Origin of the sequence: Phenylobacterium aquaticum (assembly GCF_947378715.1) — a bacterium.
In the GTDB taxonomy this organism is placed as follows: Bacteria; Pseudomonadota; Alphaproteobacteria; order Caulobacterales; family Caulobacteraceae; genus Phenylobacterium; species Phenylobacterium aquaticum_A.
On the sequence record NZ_CANCLE010000011.1, the window covers coordinates 13,806 to 35,440 of the forward strand.

At 68.6% G+C, this 21,635-nt stretch carries 18 protein-coding genes; 8 read left to right on the forward strand and 10 right to left on the reverse strand.

Annotation, left to right across the window (positions count from 1 at the left end):
• Positions 1–136: 136 nt before the first annotated feature.
• From Q7P21_RS03025 to Q7P21_RS03055, 7 genes are read left to right on the forward strand one after another with little or no spacing between them, the layout of a single operon-like run.
• Positions 137–1,510, forward strand: coding sequence for an MFS transporter (locus Q7P21_RS03025; protein ID WP_304164552.1), 1,374 nt, complete (start codon positions 137–139; stop codon positions 1,508–1,510).
• A gap of 41 nt (positions 1,511–1,551) precedes the next feature.
• Positions 1,552–3,054, forward strand: coding sequence for an aldehyde dehydrogenase (locus tag Q7P21_RS03030; protein ID WP_304164549.1), 1,503 nt, complete (start codon positions 1,552–1,554; stop codon positions 3,052–3,054).
• Between the two features lie 4 nt (positions 3,055–3,058).
• Positions 3,059–4,459: a 3-isopropylmalate dehydratase large subunit gene (leuC, locus tag Q7P21_RS03035; RefSeq protein ID WP_304164546.1), complete on the forward strand. Its 1,401-nt coding sequence runs from the start codon at positions 3,059–3,061 to the stop codon at positions 4,457–4,459.
• A 2-nt stretch (positions 4,460–4,461) separates the two neighbouring features.
• Entirely contained in the window at positions 4,462–5,079 is a 618-nt protein-coding gene (leuD, locus tag Q7P21_RS03040; RefSeq protein ID WP_304175674.1) for a 3-isopropylmalate dehydratase small subunit, read from the forward strand.
• A gap of 12 nt (positions 5,080–5,091) precedes the next feature.
• Complete coding sequence (locus tag Q7P21_RS03045) at positions 5,092–5,952, forward strand: oxaloacetate decarboxylase (protein WP_304164542.1); 861 nt, start codon at positions 5,092–5,094, stop codon at positions 5,950–5,952.
• A gap of 2 nt (positions 5,953–5,954) precedes the next feature.
• The gene (locus Q7P21_RS03050) at positions 5,955–7,460 is read left to right on the forward strand and encodes an NAD-dependent succinate-semialdehyde dehydrogenase (protein WP_304175677.1); all 1,506 of its coding nucleotides are present in this window, start codon (positions 5,955–5,957) and stop codon (positions 7,458–7,460) included.
• Between the two features lie 17 nt (positions 7,461–7,477).
• A complete protein-coding gene (locus tag Q7P21_RS03055; protein ID WP_304175679.1) occupies positions 7,478–8,245 on the forward strand; it encodes a hypothetical protein in 768 nt (255 codons plus the stop codon).
• A 33-nt stretch (positions 8,246–8,278) separates the two neighbouring features.
• Here Q7P21_RS03055 and Q7P21_RS03060 read toward each other — a convergent pair whose 3' ends face one another.
• The 8 genes from Q7P21_RS03060 to Q7P21_RS03095 form a co-directional block, all read right to left on the reverse strand.
• The gene (locus Q7P21_RS03060; RefSeq protein WP_304164535.1) at positions 8,279–9,667 is read right to left on the reverse strand and encodes an MFS transporter; all 1,389 of its coding nucleotides are present in this window, start codon (positions 9,665–9,667) and stop codon (positions 8,279–8,281) included.
• The gene (locus Q7P21_RS03065; RefSeq protein ID WP_304175680.1) at positions 9,664–11,388 is read right to left on the reverse strand and encodes a tannase/feruloyl esterase family alpha/beta hydrolase; all 1,725 of its coding nucleotides are present in this window, start codon (positions 11,386–11,388) and stop codon (positions 9,664–9,666) included. Before Q7P21_RS03065 ends, Q7P21_RS03060 begins: the two co-directional genes overlap by 4 nt.
• Positions 11,389–11,545: 157 nt before the next feature.
• Positions 11,546–13,087 (reverse strand): MDR family MFS transporter, encoded by a 1,542-nt coding sequence (locus Q7P21_RS03070; protein ID WP_304164531.1) that lies wholly within the window; start codon positions 13,085–13,087, stop codon positions 11,546–11,548.
• A 124-nt stretch (positions 13,088–13,211) separates the two neighbouring features.
• Positions 13,212–14,093, reverse strand: a complete 882-nt coding sequence (locus tag Q7P21_RS03075; protein ID WP_304164529.1) for a hypothetical protein — start codon at positions 14,091–14,093, stop codon at positions 13,212–13,214.
• A 10-nt stretch (positions 14,094–14,103) separates the two neighbouring features.
• On the reverse strand, positions 14,104–14,727 hold the full coding sequence (locus Q7P21_RS03080) for a glutathione S-transferase family protein (RefSeq protein ID WP_304164527.1): 624 nt from the start codon (positions 14,725–14,727) through the stop codon (positions 14,104–14,106).
• A gap of 118 nt (positions 14,728–14,845) precedes the next feature.
• A complete protein-coding gene (locus Q7P21_RS03085; protein WP_304175682.1) occupies positions 14,846–16,630 on the reverse strand; it encodes a tannase/feruloyl esterase family alpha/beta hydrolase in 1,785 nt (594 codons plus the stop codon).
• An 82-nt stretch (positions 16,631–16,712) separates the two neighbouring features.
• Entirely contained in the window at positions 16,713–17,348 is a 636-nt protein-coding gene (locus Q7P21_RS03090) for an isochorismatase family protein (RefSeq protein WP_304164524.1), read from the reverse strand.
• A complete protein-coding gene (locus tag Q7P21_RS03095; protein ID WP_304164523.1) occupies positions 17,335–18,819 on the reverse strand; it encodes a tannase/feruloyl esterase family alpha/beta hydrolase in 1,485 nt (494 codons plus the stop codon). The genes Q7P21_RS03090 and Q7P21_RS03095 overlap by 14 nt, the downstream gene beginning before the upstream one ends.
• Positions 18,820–18,966: 147 nt before the next feature.
• Here Q7P21_RS03095 and Q7P21_RS03100 point away from each other — a divergent pair, with 147 nt between their 5' ends.
• Complete coding sequence (locus Q7P21_RS03100) at positions 18,967–19,293, forward strand: hypothetical protein (protein WP_304164522.1); 327 nt, start codon at positions 18,967–18,969, stop codon at positions 19,291–19,293.
• Positions 19,294–19,300: 7 nt separating this feature from the next.
• On the opposite strand, the gene Q7P21_RS03105 is transcribed toward Q7P21_RS03100, so the two are convergent.
• Together Q7P21_RS03105 and Q7P21_RS03110 are read right to left on the reverse strand one after the other, a co-directional pair.
• The gene (locus Q7P21_RS03105) at positions 19,301–20,152 is read right to left on the reverse strand and encodes an alpha/beta hydrolase (RefSeq protein WP_304164521.1); all 852 of its coding nucleotides are present in this window, start codon (positions 20,150–20,152) and stop codon (positions 19,301–19,303) included.
• Between the two features lie 94 nt (positions 20,153–20,246).
• Positions 20,247–21,482 (reverse strand): MFS transporter, encoded by a 1,236-nt coding sequence (locus tag Q7P21_RS03110; protein ID WP_304175685.1) that lies wholly within the window; start codon positions 21,480–21,482, stop codon positions 20,247–20,249.
• Between the last annotated feature and the right edge of the window lie 153 nt (positions 21,483–21,635).

The window sequence follows — 21,635 nt, forward strand, 5'->3', positions numbered from 1 at the left end:
TTGGCCGCAATGCGGGCGGATGTCGCGGCCTGGTTGCTGGCCCCATCGCGCGAAATAAGGATCGTAAGGGGCAGGGCGATCTGCCGGACGCCGGCCATCGCGGCCTGCGGGATCGTCGTTCGCGGAGCTCGAGCCGATGACTGTAGCCATCCCCGCCCAGCGCATGATGGGGCCGATCAAACTGGCGCCCGGCGTCACCCCCGCCCAGGTCTTCATCTTCCTGGTGGTGATCCTCAGCGCGGCCTTCACCACCACCTTCGTCACCCTGATGCAGCCGTTGATCATCAACAGCCAGCTGCATGTGCCCACCGGCCAGCAGGGCATGCTGGCCGGCATGCTGGGCACCACCCAGCAGGGGGCGGTGCTGCTGTTCATAGGCTTCACCGGCGCCTTCGCCGATCGGCTGGGCCGCCGCGCCGTGCTGATGTTCGCCCTGGCCGGCTTCGCGCTCGCGGCCTTCCTGTTCCCCCTGGTCTCGTCGATCGCCGCCCTGTTTCTGTTGCGCTTCATGTTCGGCATGGCCTCGACCGGCCACACCTCGGGCGGCGCGACCAAGATGATGGACCTGCCGGACAATGGGTCGCGCGGGAAATTCCTCAGTTTCATGCTGGTGGTCCAGGCCGGCGCAGGCGCGCTGTTCACCGCCTTCGTCGCCTCGCGGCTGCCGGGCTGGTTCAAGTCCGCCGGCTTCTCAGCCGAGGAGGCCACCCGCTATTCCTTCTGGATCATCGCCGTCCTGGCCCTGGCCGGCCTGATCTTCGCCTTCCTGTTCATGAAGGACGACCGCCCCGCCCTGGCGGCCGGCGGCCCGCGCGCCAAGTCGGCGACCTTCGCCGAGGCGGTGGCCAATGCCGGCGAGGTCCTGGCCCACGCCCGCAAGCACCCGAAGTTCGCGGTGATCCTGCTGATCGGGTTCGTCATCCGCACCGACTACGCGATCATGGGTTCGTTCCTGGGCCTGTGGGTGGTCAACGCCGCCAAGCTGCACGGCGTGTCGGCCATCGACGCCACCAAGACCATCGGCTCGCTGACCGCGATCAGCAGCATGGCCGGCTTCGTGGCCCCGCCTGTGTTCGGGTTCCTGGCCGACAAGGTCAATCGCCAGACCATGCTGATCTGCGCCCTGGGCATGACCTCCATCGCCTTCTGCGCCACCGGCCTGATCCATGACGTGTTCGGGCCGGCCATGATCGCGGTCGTGGTGTTCATCGGCCTTTGCGAAGGCGCCCAGACTGTGTCGGCCCAGTCCCTGTTCGCCGAGGAGGCGCCCGTCCACCTGCGCGGATCGGCCATGGGTCTGTTCGCCATACTGGGGACCTCCAGCGTCCTCGTCATCAACATGGTCGGCGGCTACCTGTTCGACAAAGCCGGCTTCACCGCGCCCTTCGTCATGGAGGGCCTGCTGAACCTGATGTTCTGCATCGCCGCCTTCCTGGTCGTGCGGAACCAGAAGAAGCGGGACCCGGCGCCCGCCGCGGCCCTGGCCCCCGATCCCGCCGCCGAAATCTGATCGCGGGCGGGCCCCAGTGGCCCGGCCGCCTGGAGCACGTCATGTCTGTCCAATCCCCCGCCCAGGCGCCCGCGCAGATCGGCAGCTTCATCAACGGCGCGCCGCGCGCGCCGCGCGCCGGCGGTTTCGACATCCCGGTGATCGACCCGGCCTCCGAGGCCGTGATCTCCCAGCTGCGCGAGGCCGATGCGGAGGAGGTGGGGCTGGCGGTCTCGGCGGCCCGCACAGCGTTCGACGACGGCCGCTGGTCGAAGTTGACCCACGACCGGCGCAAGGCCGTCCTCTACGACATCTCCCGCACGCTCAGCGCCCACGCGGCGGAGCTGGCGGACCTTGAGGTCCAGCACACCGGCCTGCCGATCACCGGCGTGCGCCACCACATCGCCCGCGCCGCCGCCAATTTCGAGATGTTCGCCGACGTCGCCAGCCTGCAGGCCGGCCAGACCTATACCCAGACCGACAACTACCTGACCTATGTCACCCGCGAGCCCAAGGGCGTCGGCGCCCTGATTGCGCCGTGGAACGCGCCCCTGGCCCTGGCCTCCATGCGGGTCGCCACCTGCATCGCCTTTGGCAACACTTGCGTCCTCAAGCCCTCGGAATTCACCCCGGTGTCCATGTTGCGCATGGTCGAGCTGTTCCATGAGGCCGGACTGCCGGACGGGGTGGTCAATCTGGTCAATGGGCGTGGCGCGGTGACGGGCGTCTCGCTGGTCTCCAACCCCGACATCGACATGGTCAGCTTCGTGGGCGGCACCGGCACGGGGCGGGCCATCGCCTCCGCCGCCGGCCAGAACCTCAAGCCCTGCATCCTGGAACTGGGCGGTAAATCGGCCAGTCTGGTCTTCGAGAGCGCCGACCTCGACCAGGCGCTCGACGGGACCCTGCTCGGCATCTACGCCAACAATGGCCAGCAGTGCCTGGCCGGCTCACGCATCCTCTTGCAGCGCTCGATCGCCGACGCCTTCATCGAGAAGTTCGTCGCCCGCACCCGGAATATCCGCATCGGCGATCCGCGCGCCGAGACCACCGAGATCGGGCCGCTCGCCTACCGCGCCCACATGGAGCGGGTGCTGGGCTTCGTCGACGTGGCCAAGGCTGACGGCGCGACCCTGCTGACCGGCGGCAAGAAGGCGGCGGGCTTCGACAAGGGCTTCTACATGGAGCCGACGGCCGTCCTGGCCCCGAGCAACCGGTCCAAGGTGGCCCAGGAGGAGATCTTCGGTCCCTTCGCCACCTTCATCATCTTCGACACCCTCGACGAGGCGATCGCCATCGCCAATGACAGCCCCTTCGGCCTGGTGTCCTACGTGTGGTCCAACGACCTGCCGACCACCATGCGCTGCAGCCGCGACATCCGCGCCGGGGTGATCTGGGTGAACACGCCGATGATGCGCGAACTGCGCGCGCCGTTCGGCGGTTATAAGGAGTCGGGCTTCGGCCGCGACGGCGCCACCACCTCGGCCGAGTTCTTCACCGAGGCCAAGACCACCTCGATCCCCATCGTCCCGCTGAAGCTGCCGGGCCTGGGGCGCGGGGCCTGAAGCCATGCCGACCCTCTATGACAAGCTCTGGGACAGCCATGTGGTCAGCCAGGAGCCGGATGGCTCGACGCTGCTCTATATCGACCGCCAGATGCTGCACGAGGTCTCCAGCCCGCAGGCCTTCGAGGGGCTGCGGCTGAGGGGAGCCACGGTTCGGCGGCCGGCCGCACAATTGGCCGTGGCCGATCACGCCGTGCCGACCCATTCGCGGGGCCGCCCAATCGCCGACCCCCAGGCCCGCGATCAGGTCGCCCTGTTAGAGGCCAACACCACCGCATTTGGCGTGCCCTACGTCGCCCTGGCCGGGGATCGCCATGGCATTGTCCACGTGATCGGTCCGGAACTGGGCTTCACTCAGCCGGGGATCACGCTGGTCTGTGGCGACAGCCACACCTCGACCCATGGCGCCTTCGGGGCGCTGGCCTTCGGCATCGGGGCCAGCGAATGCGAGTGCGTGCTCGCCACCCAGACCCTGCGCCAGAGGCGGGCCCGCAACATGGCCGTCGAGGTGGTCGGCGACCTAGCGCCAGGCGTCACCGCCAAGGACATCGCCCTGGCCTTCATCGCCCAGGTCGGGGCCTCGGGCGCGGTGGGATACGCGGTGGAGTATCGCGGTGAAGCGATTTCCGCCCTCGACATGGCCGGCCGCATGACGCTCTGCAACATGAGCATCGAGGCCGGTTCGCGAACCGGCCTGGTGGCCCCGGACGAGACCACTTTCGCCTGGCTGCGCGACCGGCCCATGGCGCCCAAGGCCGCTGACTGGGACGCCGCCCTGGCCTATTGGAAGACCCTGCCCAGCGACCTGGACGCGGCCTTTGACCGCCTGGTGGTGATCGACGCTGCCCGGCTGGAGCCCCGCGTCACCTGGGGCACCAGCCCTGACCAGGGGGCCGGCGTGTCCGGCCGGGTTCCCGATCCCTCCGCCGCCGCCACTCCGGCCGAGGCGGAACGCATCCGCCGGGCGCTGGCCTATATGGGCCTTGAGCCGGGCGCCCCGCTGACCGACATCGCCATCGACCGGGTGTTCATCGGCTCCTGCACCAACAGCCGGATCGAGGATCTGCGCGCCGCCGCAGGCGTGATCCGCGGCCGCAAGGTCGCGGGGCGGGTCAAGGCCATGGTCGTGCCGGGCTCCATGGCGGTGAAGCGCCAGGCCGAGGCCGAGGGTCTGGATGTGCTGTTCAGGGCCGCCGGCTTCGAATGGCGAGAGCCGGGCTGTTCGCTCTGTGTGGCGATGAACGACGACCGCCTGGCGCCGGGCGAGCGTTGCGCCTCGACCTCCAACCGCAATTTCGAGGGCCGCCAGGGCGTGGGCGCCCGCACCCATCTGATGAGCCCGGTCATGGCCGCGACGGCGGCGATCGAGGGCCGGCTCGCCGATCCGCGGGAGGGTCGCAGCTGAGCATGGAACCCTTCACGCGCCTGACCTCTGTCGCCGCCAGCCTGCCGGCGGCGGACATCGACACCGACATCATCTTTCCGGCCCGATTCCTGCTGATCACCGCCAAGGCCGGGCTGGGGCGCTATGCCTTCTATGAGTGGCGCTATCAGCCGGATGGCGCGCCCCGCCCTGAGTTCGTGCTCAACCAGCCCGCCTTCGCAGGCGCCCGGATCCTGATCGCGGGTCCCAATTTCGGCTGCGGCTCCAGCCGGGAGCAGGCGCCCTGGGCCCTCCACGACCTCGGGATTCGTTGCGTCATCGCCCCGAGCTTTGGCGAGATCTTCTTCTCCAACTGTTTCCGTAACGGGATGCTGCCGATCGTGGCGGCGGAGGCGGACATCGTCCGGCTCCAGGCCGAGACCCAGTCCGGCGCCCAGCTCTCAGTCGATCTCGCGACCTGTCAGATCGTCTCAGAGGACGGTCAGGCGCTCAGCTTCGAGATCGATCCCTGGCGGCGCGACGCCCTGCTCAACGGCTGGGACGAGGTGGCGGTGATCCTGAATTCCAACATGACCGCCGTCGCGCGGTTCGAAGCGGGCCAGCGCGCCCGCATGGCCTGGCTCTACGCCGGCGAACAGTAAGGACCTATTCCCATGGCCAACCCGATCATCCGCGAGAAGCTGGCGCGCAAGGAGTTCTTTGTCGCGCCCGGCGTCCAGGACATGATCTCCGCCCTCATGGTCGACAAGGTCGGCTTCGAGATCGTCTATGGCAGCGGCTATTGGCTGACGGCCTCGGCCTATGGCCTGCCCGACGCCGGCATCGCCACCTTCACCCAGATGCTCGACCGCATGGCGACGGTGGCCAAGACGTCGAAGGCCGCGCTGATCGCCGACGCTGACACCGGCTATGGCGGGCTGCTCAACGTCCATCACACCGTGCGGGGCTATGAGGCGGCGGGGATTTCGGCGATCCAGCTCGAGGACCAGGAGTTCCCGAAGAAGTGCGGCCACACCCCCTTCAAGCGGGTGATCCCCACCGAGGACATGGTCGAGAAAATCAAGGTCGCGTGCCAGGCGCGCCAGGACCCCAACACCCTGATCATCGCCCGCACCGACGCCCGCGCCGCCGACGGTCTGGACGCCGCCCTGAAGCGCGCCGAGGCCTATTCCAAGGCCGGCGCCGACATCCTGTTCGTCGAGGCGCCGCAGAGCGAGGAGGAGATGGCCAAGGCCTGCGCCGTGCTCGACAAGCCGATGCTGGCCAACATGGCCGACGGCGGCAAGACGCCGATCCTGCCGGCCAAGACGCTGGAGGAGATCGGCTACGCCTTCGCCATCTATCCCTCCATGACCAGCCTGGTGGGCGCGGCGGCCATGGTCGCGGCCCTGACCAAGCTGAAGGTCGAGGGGCTCAGCCAGACCCCGGAGATTCCGATGTTCGACTTCGGCGAATTCTGCAGCCTGGTCGGCTTCGAGGAGGTCTGGGCCTTCGAACGCCAGTGGGCGAAATAGCCATGACCCTGCAACCCGCCTCGACCTGCACCTTCCGTCTGCTGGACGGCTTCCAGCGCCGCGACCTGCTGTTGGAGGACGCCCTGATCGGCGGCGCCTGGATCGGCGCCCAGGACGACGCACGCTTCGCGGTCACCAACCCGGCCGACGGTGCGCGCCTGGCTCAGGTCGCCGACTGCGGCCCGGCCGAGGCGATCGCCGCCCTCGACGCCGCAGTCAAGGCTGGCCCGGCCTGGCGGCGGACCACGCCCCAGGCGCGTCGTCAGATCCTCAAGCGCTGGCATGGGCTGTTGATGGCCAACCAGGATGACCTGGCGCGGCTGATCTCCCTCGAACAGGGCAAGCCGCTGGCCGAGGCGGCCGGCGAGGTCGCCTATGGCGCGGCCTATGTCGACTGGTTCGCCGACGAGGCCATTCGGGGAGACGGAGAGATCCTGGCCTCGCCGGCCCTCGACCGCCAGATGACGGCGGTGCGTGAGCCGATTGGCGTGGTCGCCGTGGTCACCCCCTGGAATTTCCCGATCGCCATGATCGCTCGCAAGATCGCTCCGGCGCTGGCGGCGGGCTGCACGGTGGTGGGCAAGCCGGCTGAGGACACACCGCTTTCGGCCTTGGCCATCGCGCGTCTGGCCCAGGAGGCTGGCGTCCCCGACGGGGTGCTGAACATGCTGCCGGCCTCCCGCTTGCGGGGTGCGGCCCTGGTCGGGGTCTGGCTGGACGAGGAGTGCGTCCGCAAGCTCTCCTTCACCGGCTCGACCGCCACGGGCAAGTTCCTGGCCGAGCGCAGCGCGCCGACCCTCAAGCGCCTGTCCCTGGAGCTGGGCGGCAACGCCCCATTCCTGGTGTTCGACGACGCCGATCTCGACGTGGCGATCAGGGGCGCCCTGGCGGCCAAGTTCCGCAATGCGGGCCAGACCTGCGTTTCGCCCAACCGCTTCCTGGTCCAGGCCGGCGTGCATGACGCCTTCGTCGCCCGGCTGGCGGACGCCGCCGCCAGCCTCAAGGTCGGCACGGCCGACGAGGCCGGCGTCCAGATCGGCCCGCTGATCAATGACAAGGCGGTGCAGAAGGTCGAGGCCCACATCCAGGACGCCATCGCCCGCGGGGCCCGGGTGGTCCAGGGCGGCGCCCGCCATCCGCTCGGCGGAAGCTTCTTCCAGCCCACGGTCCTGGTCGGCATGGACCCAGACATGCGCGCCTCGTGCGAGGAGACCTTTGGCCCTGTGGTCTCGGTCACCCGCTTCGAGACCGAGGCAGAGGCCGTCACCCTGGCCAACGCCACGCCCTTCGGCCTGGCCGCCTATCTGTTCACCGCCGACCGCAAGCGGATCGCCCGGGTCGGGGCGGCGCTGGAGAGCGGCATGGTCGGGGTCAATGAGGGCGCCATCTCCTCGGAGGTCGCCCCCTTCGGTGGGGTCAAGCAGTCCGGATACGGCCGCGAAGGCTCCCGCCACGGCCTGATCGAATACCAGACCCTCAAATACATCTGTGAAGGCGGCCTCGACTGAGGCCCCAGGAGACACCCATGTCCAAAGCCTATGACACCTATCGCAAGCTGTTCACCTCGGCCTCGGACGGGGTGGTCTGCTGGTGGTACCTCGGCACGGCCTTCGTCGAGGTCGAGGGTTTCCCGGAAGTCCCGGTGACCCAGGCCGAGACCATCATGGCCTACAAGACCGAGACGCTCGGGCCAGACAGCTGCAAGATCTCCTGGTGGGAGATCGGCTATTTCCGCGACCCGATCACGGGTCAGCCGTCGGCGACCTGGCTGAATCCGATCACCGGCCAGAGGGTCAAGGCGCCGCAGAAATTCGAGGAGGGGCCGGCCTATTACACGGTCACCGCCAAGAGCGACACGGTGGTCGAGGTCGATCTGGTTCAGGCCCAGGCCAAGGTCCGCAGCCTGACGGTCGAGATCACCGAGGCTGATGGCCAGGTCCAGATCCTGCAGACCGAAGTCAAGGTCAGGGGCTTTCCCCGCGCCGACGGCAGCCTTCCCGATCCGGACTCGTCGGACGCCTCGGCCGCCGAGACCCAGCTGATCATGTTTGGCTCCCGCGCCGAACTCGACGGTGGCGCGGACGAAGCGCCGGGGACGGGCGCCTACACCTTCCGCCTGGCATCGCCTCCGGCCTGGATGGGCTTTGGCGACCGCAAGGGTTCGAGCCTGGTGCGCGGCGTGATGCACAAGGCGCCGGTCAATGAGAAGCTCAACCCCATCGCCTGGGACCGACTGAAGGCGATCTTCCCAGACCGCTTCGAAGGCGAGGAAATTCGCCCCGTCTGGGGATGACGGGGCGGTGAGAGCAACGGGGCCGGCCGGGGATCACCCGGCCGGCTTTTCCATGTCCAGACCGACGCCGCCCCAGGTCTTCAGCGCATAGAAGGCCATGGGGATCAGGCCGACCAGATAGGCGACGCCCGGGATCACCCCGACCGTGATGTAGAGCGCCGAGAGCGCCTGGTGGCTCAGATGGCCGGCGATGGCGGTCTTGCCGTTCAGTCCGACGAACTGAAGGATCCAGCCGACCGCGAAGGGGGCCAGGGCGCTGCAGGTCTTTTCGGTCAGGCTATAGGCGGCGGCATAGGTCCCTTCCTGGCGCACGCCGGTGGCGGCGGTGGAATAGGCGATGGCCTCGGGCAGCATGGACTGGCTGGAGAGCAGCAGGCCGGCGGCGAAGGGGCCGGTGATCACCGCGCGCAAGGCCACCATCCAGGCGGGATCACCGTGGTGCGCCAGTAGCCAGGAGAAGCTGACCGTCACATAGCCCAGCACGCCGACCACGAAGATCGAGCGCTTGCTCACCCGGCGTGACATCCAGAACCAGAAGGGGATGGCGGCCATGGAGGCGAGGTTGCTGCACAGGCCCCACAGCGCCACCAGCTTGCCGGTGCCGCCCAGCACGCTGGTGAAGAAGAACAACAGGGTCGCCAGGCTGACATAGAGCCCGAAGGCCTGGGGAATCTTGGTCAGCATCAGCAGCACGAAGGGCCGGTTGGCGGCGACCTGGGCCCAGGACCCCGGTGGCAGGCGCTCCGCCTTGGGGAGCCTGGCGGGAAGCGTCGGCTCCTTGGGCGACAGGAAGAAGGCGACCATCATCGAGCCGCCGATCGCGGCGGCGGCGACCAGGCTCATGACGCTGTAGCCGGCCGGCTTGCCGGCATAGGCGGCGACCACCAGGGGCAGGGCGCTCTTGGCGATCAACTCGGCGGTGGAGACGAAGATCACCCGCCACGACATCATCTGCACCCGCTCATCGGCCGAGGAGGTCACTTCCGACGGCAGGGCCAGATAGGGCACGGTGAACAGGCAGTAGCCCAGGCCCATGACCATCAGGCTGGCGCACTGCACGATGGGATTCACCACCGGCGGATTGAACACCAGGATCGTGCCCGCCGTGGCGACCAGGGCGCCCGCCGCCAGGAACGGACGCCTGCGGCCCCAGCGGGTGCGCAGGCCGTCGCTGGCCCGGCCGATCAACAGGCCACAGACGATGTCCGAGACCTTGGAGAGCAGGATCGCGGTCCCGGCGATGCCCGGCTCGATACCCAGGATCACCGTGAAGAAGTAGAGGACGAACAGCGACTGCAGATAGATCAGCGAGGTGGCGCCCAGGGAGCCCACGCCCCAGCCCGCCTTGTGAATTTGCGACAGGACCGTGGGGGTCGTGACGTCCTCGATCGGTGAGACCTCGTCCAGGACGGCGTCGGTCATGAGCCCGCGCCGGCTGCGCGCGGCGCCTTCTTCCAGCTGGACGCCTGGTTCGGGTCACCCTTGCCGGAATAGACCGCCACATCGGGGAACGGATAGGCGGGGCGGGTCTTATCGAAGGCGCCGGCGGCAAGGGGATAGCGGGGCCGCGGCAGGCCCAGATAGTTCTGCTCCTTGGCCAGGTGGTGGATGATCACCTGGTCCGGCGCCTGGCCCTTCTCCACCCAGTTCTCGAGATAGGTGATGTAGTCCACGGCGTCGCCGCCGGGCCCGCGCCGGCAATGGCCCATGCCGGGCATCATGAACAGGCGGAAGAACTTCTGGGTGGCGGCCTCGCCGCCCATGGTCGCCGTGGCCAGCTGGTCATAGTCGACCGAGGCGCCGGGGCTGACCTCGTTGTCGTCCCAACCGTGGTACATGATCATCTTGCCGCCGTTGTCGCGGAAGCGGCGAAGGTCGGGATTTCCGGCGTAGCGCATCCAGCCGAGGATCGCCCCGCCGAAGTAGATGTCACCGCGCTGCGGGTCCTTGTCATAGTCATAGACATGGGCGGCATTGGCGCCGACCTGGGGATAGACCCCGTCGCCGTAGGAACTGTCGGGATTGGCAAGCCACTGGGAGGGGTTCGACTTCGGCACGATGAAGCCGGAAGTCCAGCCCCACTCGGAGCCCCGGGACATGCCGGCCGGGCCATAGGACAGGCTGTGGCCCCTGGAGTCGGTGGGGCCGGTGTAGATCTTGCGGATCACGGCGACCTGGGCGGCGGTCAGGCAGGCGGCTGTGTCGGCGCCCGGCGCGCACTGGATCTTGGCCGGATCCCATTTGCAGGCCAGGGGATTCTGGATCAGGCCGTCGGCCAGGCCGTCCAGCTTGTCGCAATCGGCCAGCACGGCCTTGCGGATCATTGGCAGCTTGTCCGGGGTCAGGATCGGGTCGCCGTTGGTGTCCAGATTGGCCCGGGCGTTCCATTCCAGATAGCTGGGACCGCTGGAATAGGCCGGGGCCCCGACCAGAATGCCGTCGAAGTCATAGGGATAGCGCTGGGCCTCGATGACGCCCTGCACCCCGCCCGTCGAGCAGCCCATATAGTAGGACTTGGCCGGGACCTGACCGTAGAACTCGTCGACGATCTCCTTGCCGGCCAGGGTCACCACGTGGGTGGCGCGATAGCCGAAGTCGATGATCGCCTGCAGGTTCGCCCAGCGATAGGCCGAACTGTTCGGCGCGCCGGCATGGCCCATGTCGCTGGCGATCACGGCGTAGCCGCGGGCCAGCGGCTCCTCGAGCTGAGGCCGGTAGACCACCCCGCAGGCGCCGCCACAGCCATAATGCATGAACTTGCCGTTCCAGCCGCTGGTCGGCAGGCTGAGTTCGAAATTGATGCTGGGGGCGACGACGCCGGACACCCGGCAGATTTCCGGCAATCCGCCGCCGGCCGGGACCACCTCGGCCTTCAGCACCTGGGTCGGAGCGTCGGGGATGCGGGCGAAGCGTTCGCGGCTGGTGGTGGCCGAGGTCCGGGCGGCGGCATAAGCCGCGAGCCCGGCGCACTTCTGCTGCATCGGGGTCTGGGCGGCGGCGAGGGTGGTGGGGTCCTGGCCATTGCCGCTCTTGGCTGCGGTGTTGAGGATCGGGTCGACCCCGGTCTTGAAGCCGCCGCCCCAGTCGGTGATCCCTGGAGCCGTCTGGCCGATCGCGCTGGCGACCCCCAGGGTGGTGGCCATCAGGCCGCCTATGAACGCGCGCGTCTTCATCGGAACCCCCATCGTCGCCCGCCCGCACCGTGGACGGATCTTCGGACGCCGAGCTTGGGTGAGGGCCGGGTCAGGCGAAACTTCGCGTTTCTCTTCGCGCCTTGCGTCGGGCGCATAGAACGATGGGTCAGTGCGCGGCGGCGGGCTCTCCCGGCGCCTCGCCGGAGCGCAGGGCGTGGTCGGGAGTGAGCAGGGCGGTGACGATCGCCAGGCCGGCGACCAGACCGCTGACCAGGAAGGCCGAGGAGATCGCCATGCGATAGGCCTGCTCCAGCATGTGCGGATCGATGCCGCCATGGGCGCCGGCGGCGAGCTTGCCGATGGCGTGGCGGGCGAAGTCTGGATCGACCCCCTGGTCGGTGAGCGCCGCCTGCAGACGGCGGTTCATGATCGCCCCGGCCATGGCGATGCCGGCCGAGCCCGCCAGGGCGTTGAGGAAGCTGGTGGAGGAGATCGCGGCGCCCAGTCGCTTGAGCGGCACAGCGTTCTGGACCCCCAGATTGATCGCCAGGATGCAGGTGTTGCCGCTGAGCCCCAGGAAGAACAGGCAGACCTCGACGGCCCAGATCGGCGCAGCCTGGCGCGCCAGCATTCCGAGGATCAGGAAGAAGGCCGCCAGCCCGATCCCGCCCGCGACGATGGCGTTGCGATAGCGGCCGGTATTGCTGATCCGGCGGCCGCCATAGATCGAGGCGATCAGATTGCCGGCGATCTGCGGCACGATCATCATGCCCGCCTGGGTGGGGCTGAAGCCGGCGACCACCTGGAAGAACAGCGGCAGGAAGACGATCGAGCCGAAATAGGCGAAGCCGATGATGGCGCCGGTGGCGCCGCCCCAGCGCATGGTGCGGTCCTCGAACAGGTCCAGCGCCAGGATCGGTTCGGGTGCGCGGCGCTCCTGGGCGATCAGGGCCACCGTGGCCAGCACGGCGAGGGTCAGCAGGCCCAGGATCAGAGGCGAGCTCCAGGCGTGATCGACGCCGCCCCAGCTCAGGGCGAGCAGGAGGGGAACGGCGCCAACCGCCACCAGGCCCGCCCCCAGGATGTCGACCTTGTGCGACACCCGGGTTCCGCCAGAGGGCAGTTTGGCGATCAGCATGGCCAGCACCCCGCCCGCCAGGGGCAGATTGATCCAGAACACCGCCCGCCAGCCGAGGGTCGACGTCAGAAGGCCACCGGCCAGCGGCCCGGCGATGGTGCAGACCGCGAAGACGGCGGTGGTGTAGCCGGAATAGCGGCCGCGTTCGCGGGGCGACAGGAAGTCGCCGATGATGGCGCTGACCAGGGTGAACAGCCCGCCGCCGCCCAGGCCCTGGATGGCCCGGAACAGGATCAGCTGGACCATGCTCTGCGACAGGCTGCAAAGCGCCGAACCGGCCAGGAAGATGCTGATCGAGATGATCAGCAGCCGCTTGCGCCCATAGAGGTCGCTGAGCTTGCCATAGAGCGGCATGGTCACGGTCTGGGCCAGCATGAAGGCGGTGAGCACCCAGGACAGATGCTGCAACTGGCCGAGGTCGGCGGAGATGCGCGGCAGGGCGGTGTTGACGATCTGCTGATCCAGCGCCGCCACCCCCATGGTCATCAGCAGGAGGGGGAACAGCTGCTTGAAGCGGCGCGTCTTTTCCTCGGCCGCGTCGAGCGGCGCGTCGGTCAGGCTGGCGACCATGGGATCCTATGCATACGGCTTGGCGGCGTCGCCGGAATGGGCGGCCGACCTGTCGCCGCAGCCAGCGGTAGCGGGGGATTCAAGTCAAACCGCGCCCCGGGACCGACCGGAATGCGGCCAGCGTTCAGCGGTCCCAGGCGACCACGGGCGCGAAGGTGCCGGGAAAGAAGCGCGCGATGGCGGCCATCAGATCGGTTGGAATCTCCTCTGGTCCGGCCAGAGCGGCGCCGTCACCCTTGAACAGGATATGGCCCGGCTGGCCGTGCATGCCGGTCCAGGTCTGCCACTCGGCCACCAGGTTTTGCGACCAGGTGGAGGGCAGGTGGGTGAGCTTGGGATTGTCGAGGTCCGCCGCCCGACAGGCAAAGCTGCCGAGCTCGCCTTCCAGCTTCCACCAGCCGATGCCGCCCGGTTTCAACCGCGTGAAGCTGGAGGTGGTCACCCAGGCCCGGCCGCCGATCCGGCGGATGCGCATGTCATAGGCGACCTTGGGCGCTGAGGTTTCGACGGGATAGGCCGGTGTTCCCGGGGAGGGCGCGCCGGGCGCCAGAGACCGTTCGCCAACCGGGCCGGACATGGGCGCGGCGTGGTCGATCGCCCCGGTATAGGGATTGGGGACCTGGTCGGTGATCTCGTCGGTCTCGGGATCACGATAGAAGACCCAGGATTTCTGGCGGATGACGATCGCCCCGTCGGCGCCCTTCAGGGCCTTGCGGGCGATCAGGCTGGTGTAGCCGTAGTGGCGCCGGGCGAAGTCCGCGAGCGGCAGGTCGTCGGCCTGGGGCTTGAAGCCCCAGACCGCGCCATGGGTGTGGAAGAACACCGTGCGGCCGGACAGGTCGGCGTTGAGCCGGGCCCAGATGCGGCGGGCCTCGGCGTCGCCTCCGGGCGGGGCGAAGTGATCCGCCGCGACCGCGGCCGCTCCGGCCGTCGCGGGCAGGACGCCGGTCGCGGCCAGCAGGGTCAGGGCCAGCAGGTCACGGCGATGCGGGGTTGCGTCAGTCATCGGGCCGCCCTCACGCCGCCGGAACCAGGCGGCCGGCGATCACCGCCGGGCGGGCGGCGACCTCGTCGCGCCAGCGGGCGACATTGGCGAAGCCGGTCAGGTCGGTGTTGAAGACGGTCGCCGTGCCGATCACCAGGGTGATCGCCAGCACGTCGGCATAGCTGTAGCTGTCGCCGGCCAGATAGCGGCTCTCGCCCAGGGTCTTGTCCATGGCCGTGAAGAAGCGGGTGATGTCCGCTCGGCACTTGTCCATGTAGGGGGCGTGCTGCTCCTCGCCGAGCTGGCGGGCGAAGAACATCGAGGTGTAGACGGCGCTCGGTCCCGACACGAGGGCCGCGCCCCACTGCAGGGCGCGTGAGCGACCGGCCAGGTCGGTGGGAATGAGCTTGCCGGTCTTCTCCGCCAGATAGACCGCGATCGCCAGGGTCTCGGCCACGGCCAGCGGACCCCCCGGCGCATCCGGATCGATGATCGCCGGAATCTTGCCAGCCGGATTGATCGCCAGGAATTCCGGTTTCAGATGTTCGCCTTCGGTGAAATTGACCCGCCGCGCTTCATAGGGGAGGCCGACCTCCTCCAGCATGATCGAGGCGCGATGGCCGTTGCCGGTCGGGGCGGTGAACAGGGTGATCATGGCGTGGGCCTTTCAGGCGCGCGCCCACTCGGCGCGGCGACGCCCCAAGCCTGATCGTCCCGCGTCGCCCTGGGTAGTTCCGGTTGCGCGCCTTCCCATGCGGTTTCCGCAAGCAGGGTCAGGTCGGCGGGTATTCGGCCTGGATGGAGTCCAGCGCCGGCCGGGCGATGGGCGTGGGGCCGGCGGCCTGCATCCGGACAAGGGTCTGGCTGATGTCCTGGGGCGACAGACGGGTCTGATAGACCACCCGGCGCAGACCCTTGGCGATCCGGTCGGTGACGTTCTTGGGCGGCAGGCCGATGGCGACATAGACGTTCTCCGTCGAGGTGGCGATCGTGGTCAGGCGCTTGAACAAGGCGTCAGCGTCGGCCGGTGGCAGGTCGTCGGGGGACAGCCTGGCGATTTTGCCCAGGGGGATCAGGCCGGGCCTGAAGCTGGCGGCGCTGTTGGGATCGCCCTTGCCGGCATAATAGGCCTTGAGCGGATAGGGGTAGTAGGGGCGGCTGAAAGCGATCTGGTCCGGCGTCAGCCGATCGGCGTCGACGCCGAAATAGTCGAGCTCGACGCCCGGCTTGGGATGGACGCCCACCAACCGGTCCGGCGCCTGGCCCTTGTCCGCCCAGCGATCCAGGGCGGCCAGATAGTTCACGCCCCAGGCGCCGTCACCGCCACTGCAATGGTCCATGCCGGGGATCAGGAAGAAGCGGAAGAAGTCGCGGGTGGTCTCGGGCCCGCCCATGGTCCGCTCGGCCATCTGGTAATAGTCCAGGGTCAGACCCGGCAGGACGATCAGGTCTGTGGTCCCGTGCGCGAGGATCAGCTTGCCGCCGTGGGCCTTGAAGCCACGCAGGTCCGGATTGCCGGCGTTGTTCAGGGTCTCGATCACGGCCGGGTCGCCCCGGGACTGGGCGAACTCCACGGGCGGCCCGGGTTGGCGGGTGAAGTTGTTGATCCAGTTGAGCTCCGACCCGGCGAAGGCGCCGCGGGCGTAGAAGCGGCGCACCAGATCAGCCTGTTCGGGCGTCAGGCAGGTGCGCGGCCCGGCGGTCTGGCCCGGCTTGCAGACCAGGCGGACCGGATCGAACTGGCAGTCGCGGGGATCGACCAGACCGTCGGCGACCCCGTCCTTGAGGTCGCACTGGGCCATGACCGCCTTGTAGATCATCGGGACGTGCAGATCGGTGAGCAGCGGGCGGCCCTGGGCGTCCTGGTTCATCTCGCCCGGCGCCACATAGTTGGAGACGCCGAAGGGGCCGATATTGACCGGGGCCACCGCGACAATGCCGTCGAAGTCGGTGGGGAACCGCTCCGCCTCGATCATCGCCTGGCGCCCGCCGGTGGAGCAGGCGAAGAAGTAGGACTTGATCGGGCCGGTCCCGTAATAGGCCTCGACGATCGCCTTGCCGGCCACGGTCGCCACATGGGTGGCGCGATAGCCGAAGTCGACCAGACCCTGGAGATTTCCGGCGACCCAGTTGTTGTCGATCTGGTCGGACCTGTGGCCCATGTCGGTGTGCAGGCAGGCATAGCCGTCCCGCAGATGTTTTCCGCAGGCCGGATCGAGCCAGACCGAGCCGCACGAGCCGCCACAACCGCGCACCACGAACTTGCCGTTCCAGTCCGACGCCGGCAGCAGCAGGCCGATATTGATGGTCGGGTTCACATAGGCGTCCACGGCGCAGGCGGCGCGGGCCTGGGCCGTGGCCGGGCGATAGGTCGCCTTGATCACCCAGGTCGCGGCGCCGGGCAGGCCGGTGAAGCGGCCGCCGGTCAGGCCCTCGCAACGGCCCGCCTCGATCACCGCTCCTGGAGTGACGGTCGGGGCCGCAACGGCGGGTCGGCTGAACGACAGCGCCATCAGCAGGGTCAGGCCGATCAACGGCCAGAAGCCTTGTCGCGACATGGAAGTTCGCCCCCGGACGTGGATCGTCACGGGAACTCTGGCAGGCGCGGGCCTCGGCGGAAAATGCGGCTTCGTCCGACCTCTATGCGGATCGCGCAGCCAGCAGCGCCAGAGCCTCGGCCTCGCCGACCACCTCGGCGTATTTGGCCTGGAGGTCGAAGAGATTGGCCTCGTGCGGGCGGCTGTCGCGGTCGCCGCAGGCGTCGCGCACGACATAGGGGATGAAGCCATGCTGCATGGCGTCGAGCGCCGAGGCCCGCACGCAGCCGGAGGTCGAGAAGCCGCCCATCATGACCGTGTCGATCCCCAGGCTGGTCAGGGTGGCGGCCAGGGAGGTGCCGAAGAAGGCCGAGGCATATTGCTTGGTGACGATCACCTCACCGGCTAGGGGCGCGACCTCTGGGGCGATCTCGCCCATCGGGCTGCCGACCACATAGGCGCTGAGCGCCGGGACCTTGCGATAGAAGATCCCCCCGTCGGCGCCGCCGGGTTGGTAGACCACCTGGGTATAGATCACCGGCACGGCGGCGATGCGCGCGGCGGCCACCAGCCGGGCCATGGAAGCGAGCGCATCCTCGACCCCCGCATAGAGCGGCGAGGCCTTGTCGAGATAGGCGCGGACCACGTCGATCACCAGCAGGACGGGGCGCTTGCCGAAGGCCAGCCGGCCGCCGAAGCCGGCCCTCTGATAGTCGTCGTCGAGGTCAGCGGGCGACAAAGCTGGACTCCAGATTGGGGTCGCCCTTGCCGGAATAGACCGCCCGCTTGGGATAGGCGAAGTGCGGCCGGCTGAAGGCGTAGAAGGCCTTGTCCAGATAGGGCAGGTCGATGTTGAAGAAATCGAGCGGCGCGCCGGGCTTTGGGTGAACGCCGACGAGCTTGTCCGGCGCCAGGCCCTTTTCGAACCAGGCGGTGATCGCGCCCATATAGTCGATGGCGTAGGCGCCCGAGCCGGTCGAGCAATGCTCCATGCCCGGCACCATGAACAGGCGGAAGAAGTCCCGCGTTGTCGCCGGGCCGCCCATGGTGTTGGTCACCACCTCGTAATAGTCGATCAGCCGGGTCGGATCGATCTGCGGATCGTCCCAGCCCTGGACGGCGATCAGCTTGCCGCCATGGGCCTTGAAGCGGCGCAGGTCCGGATTGGAGGCGTCGTTCAGGCTGTCGATCACCACGGGATCGCCGCGCGACTGGCTGTAGCTCGCCGGCGGAACGACGCCATTGATCGGCGGGTTCTTGATGTACTTGCCCATCCAGTCGCGCTCGGTCCCGGGCAGGGCGCCGAAGGCGTAGACCGCGCGGGCGGCGAGGACCTTCTCGGGCGTCAGGCAGTCGGCGGCCTGGCCCTTGACGCATTGAAGCACCAGGGGATCGAAGCGGCACAGGCGCGGGTCGCCGACCAGACCGTCGCGCACCCCGTCGTTCATGTCACAGGCGGCCAGCACGCCCTGGTGCAGCAGATAGGCGTCGCGGGCGCCCAGGATCGAGGTTCCGTCGGCACGGAGGTTCAGGGTCGCCATCCTGTCGCGCGCCTTCTGATAGTCGCCGGACGATCCAGGGGCGGCGGCGATGATCACCATGGCGTCGAAGTCGTCGGCGAAGCGCTGGGCCTCCACCAGCCCCTGACGGCCGCCGGTGGAACAGCCGAAATAGTAGGAGATCTTTGGGTCGGCCCCGTAATAGGCCGAGGCGATGGCCTTGCCGGCGACCGTGGCCACATGGGTCGCGCGATAGCCGAAATCGACCATGCCCTGCAGGTTGTCGGCGGCCCAGTTGTTGTCCGACAGGGTGGAGCGGTGGCCCATGTCGGTGTGCAGACAGGCATAGCCTTCGCGCAGATGCTGCGGGCAGGCGAGATCCATCACCACCATGCCGCAGGAGCCGCCGCAGCCACGAACGATGTACTTGCCGTTCCAGTTGGAGGCCGGCAGCCACAGGCCGAAATTGACGGTCGGGTTCACATAGCCTTCGACGGCGCAATAGGCCCGGGTCTTGGCGGTGGCGGCCTTGTAGGTCGCCTTGACCACCCAGGTGGGCGCGCTGGGCAGATTGGTGAAACGCCCGCCGGCCAGGCTCTCGCAGCGGACCTGTTCCTCGCGCGCGCCGGTGTCGGTCGGCTCGGCGGCCCGGGCGCCCGAGGCGGCGGCGAAGATCAGGATCAGGCCAAGGGCCGCGCACAGTCGCCGCATGGTGTCACTCCGCAGGTGCGAGACCGCGACACTAGCGGGGCCGAGGGCGCGCAAGGGAATGCATTCCTGTCATCCCGGTGTGACCGAAACTCACTCGCTCACGCAGAGAATTCAGCGCCAGATCGTCGACGAAAGCTGGAGGCCCAAATGCTGCGACCGAACTGGATCTGGGGCGTGCTGTTGGCCTCGAGCCTGCTGGCGGTTGCGCCGGCCAGCGCTCAGGCGCCGCGCGAGCAGGTGTTGGCCCAATCGGTCGATGGCGCGATCCATGACGCCGAGACCATGGCCAACAACAGCGGCCAACCCTCGCAATATGTGGTCTTCGAGATCAGCAAGGCGGTGCGCGACGTGGTCTGGTCGAGCGGCGAGAAGCCCGCCCTGATCCTCAAGGCCCTGGCTCTGGCCAAGACCCCGACGCTCTCGACCCAGGCCCAGCAGGCGCTGGCGATCATCGAGCGCGAGATGAGCGAATAGGCTCAGTTCAACCGGCCCGCAGGAACTCGGCCACCGCCTTGAAGAACCTGTGGCGTCCCTGCTGGAAGTGGATGAAGTCGCCGCCGCCCGGCAGGATCACGAACGCCTTGTCGTCGCTGGCCAGCTGCTCGAAGAACTCGGCGCGCTCCAGCCCGCCCTTCATGTAGGTCGCCTTGGCGGCCTCGACCCCATAGATCAGCAGGGTTGGATTGGTGATCTTCGCCGGATTGATCGGCGTCACCGGCGTTGCGTTCTCCAGGCGAATGCCGTTGGGCGACCGGGACTCGTAGCCCACCACGTGGTCGCCCAGGGCGTTGCGCAGCTCCGCCGAGGTGAATTCCGGCTCCAGCTTTTCGGCGTAATGTTCCCTGGTGTTGGTCCACCAGGGCTCGGTGGGGGCGGGCAGGATGACATTGCCGCCGCCGCGCGCCGGATCATAGAGCACCAGCCGGCCGATGCGGCCGCCATGGGTCTCTGCCCAGCGGCCGGCGATGCGCCCGCCCCAGGAGAAGGCCAGGACGTGGGGCTTGGGCCAGCCCTGAGCCGTCGTCCAGGCGATGACCGCATCCAGGTCCTCCATGGCGGTCTCGGTGGTGACCGAGAAGCCGTCCTCCGGCGGATCTGACCGGCCATAGCCGCGAATGGCGAAGGCGATCGCCCCGAAGCCCTCGGCGACCAGGGCGTCCATCACCGAATAGTCCTCGCCACCCGGGAAGCTGAAATCGAACATCGACTGGCCGGTCAGGTTCGAACCCTGGACCAGGACCACCACCTGTCGTGGGCGCGGCTCAAGCCCCTTGGTGCGAACCGAGAGGCGGCCAATCGGACCATCGATGAGCAGATCGTTCGGGTGCGGCATGGGGACCTTTCGCATCGCTGGGCGAGGTCTCCGCAGCATAGTCACGACGCGCGCGGGCGACAGACACTCTTCCTCATGCTGCTATGCGCGCCGGTCACAGGTCGACGGGCGCCGGCTCTTCCGCCAGGCGGGGCAGGTTTGGATAGGGGCCCAGCGCCAACAGGCCTCCGACACTGATCAGGAACAGCACCGCGCAGGTCATCAGGGCCGGCCGGTAGCTGCCGGTGATGTCATAGACCGCGCCGAGGCTCAGGCCGCCGGCGCTGGCGCCGAGATAGAAAAAGGCGCTGGCGAAGCCGAGGATCGCGCCGAACCGGCCCAGGCCGAAATAGCGGCTGACCAGATAGGGCAGCAGGTCCATTTCCGCGCCCGCCGCCAGGCCTATGCAGGCGGCCGCCAGGGCCGAGCCGCCAGGGCCGAGGCCGGGTTGGGTGAGCAGCAGGCAGGCCCCGGCCGGCAGGCACAGATAGATCGCGGCCACGACCGGCGCCCAGACCCGGTCCATCAAGGCCCCGCAACTCACGCGGCCCAGGATCACGAACACCCCCACCAGGCTGGCGGCGAAGGTCGCGGTCGCGCGGCTGCCGCCGGCGCTGGTCTGGATCTTGATCAGGTTGGGGATCAGGCCGGCCACGCCACCAGCGATGAACAGGAACGACACCCCGATGATCCACAGCTGTGGGGTGCGCAGGGCCTGGGCCAGGGTCAGTCCCTCGGCTTGCGCCACTGTCGCCGTTCCTGCGGTGTGAACCGGCCGCAGGAACGCATGGATGACCGGGAAGGCGATCAGCAGGGGCGACAGGCCCAGTATCGCATAGGCCGCCCGCCATCCCAGGGCGGCGACCAGGGCGGCCGCGACCGGCGGGCCGACCACGCCCATGACGCCGCTGCCCAACAGGGCGAGCCCAAGCGCCAGACCGCGCGCGGACTTGAACGCCCCGTTGGTCACCCGGCTCCAGGTGACGGCCAGGGTTCCGGTGCCGCTGAGCGCGATCAGGAACCAGGTCAGATAGAACTGCCACAGGCTGCCGGTCTGAACGGCCAGCAGCATGAAGGCCAGGCTGAACAGGCAGACCGAGGTGAGGGCCACCCGTCGTGGTCCCAGCCGGTCGACCAGGCCGCCGATGGTCGGCAGCAGCAGCATGGTGGTCAGATAGGAGACCGTCAGTCCGGCCTGGATCGCAGCGATCTTCCAGCCGAAGGCGTGGCTGAGCGGCTCGACAAAGACCCCGAAGGTGTAGAATGGCAGGCCTGACAGGCCGAAGCCGAAGCCCAGGGCGCCGGCCACCACCAGCCGCCAGTTGGCGCGCAACTCTGCCCCGCGTGTCATGGTCGGCGATCCCCTCGGCTCCGCCGAGCATCGGGTGGCGGGGACCCCGAGGCAATGCGCCGACCGTCGCCGACCGGATGGCGGACGTTTTCCCGCTGTCGGTATGCACAGGCCGCATGGGGCGATGCGCTTTTCCCGTTGGCGGACCCGGGG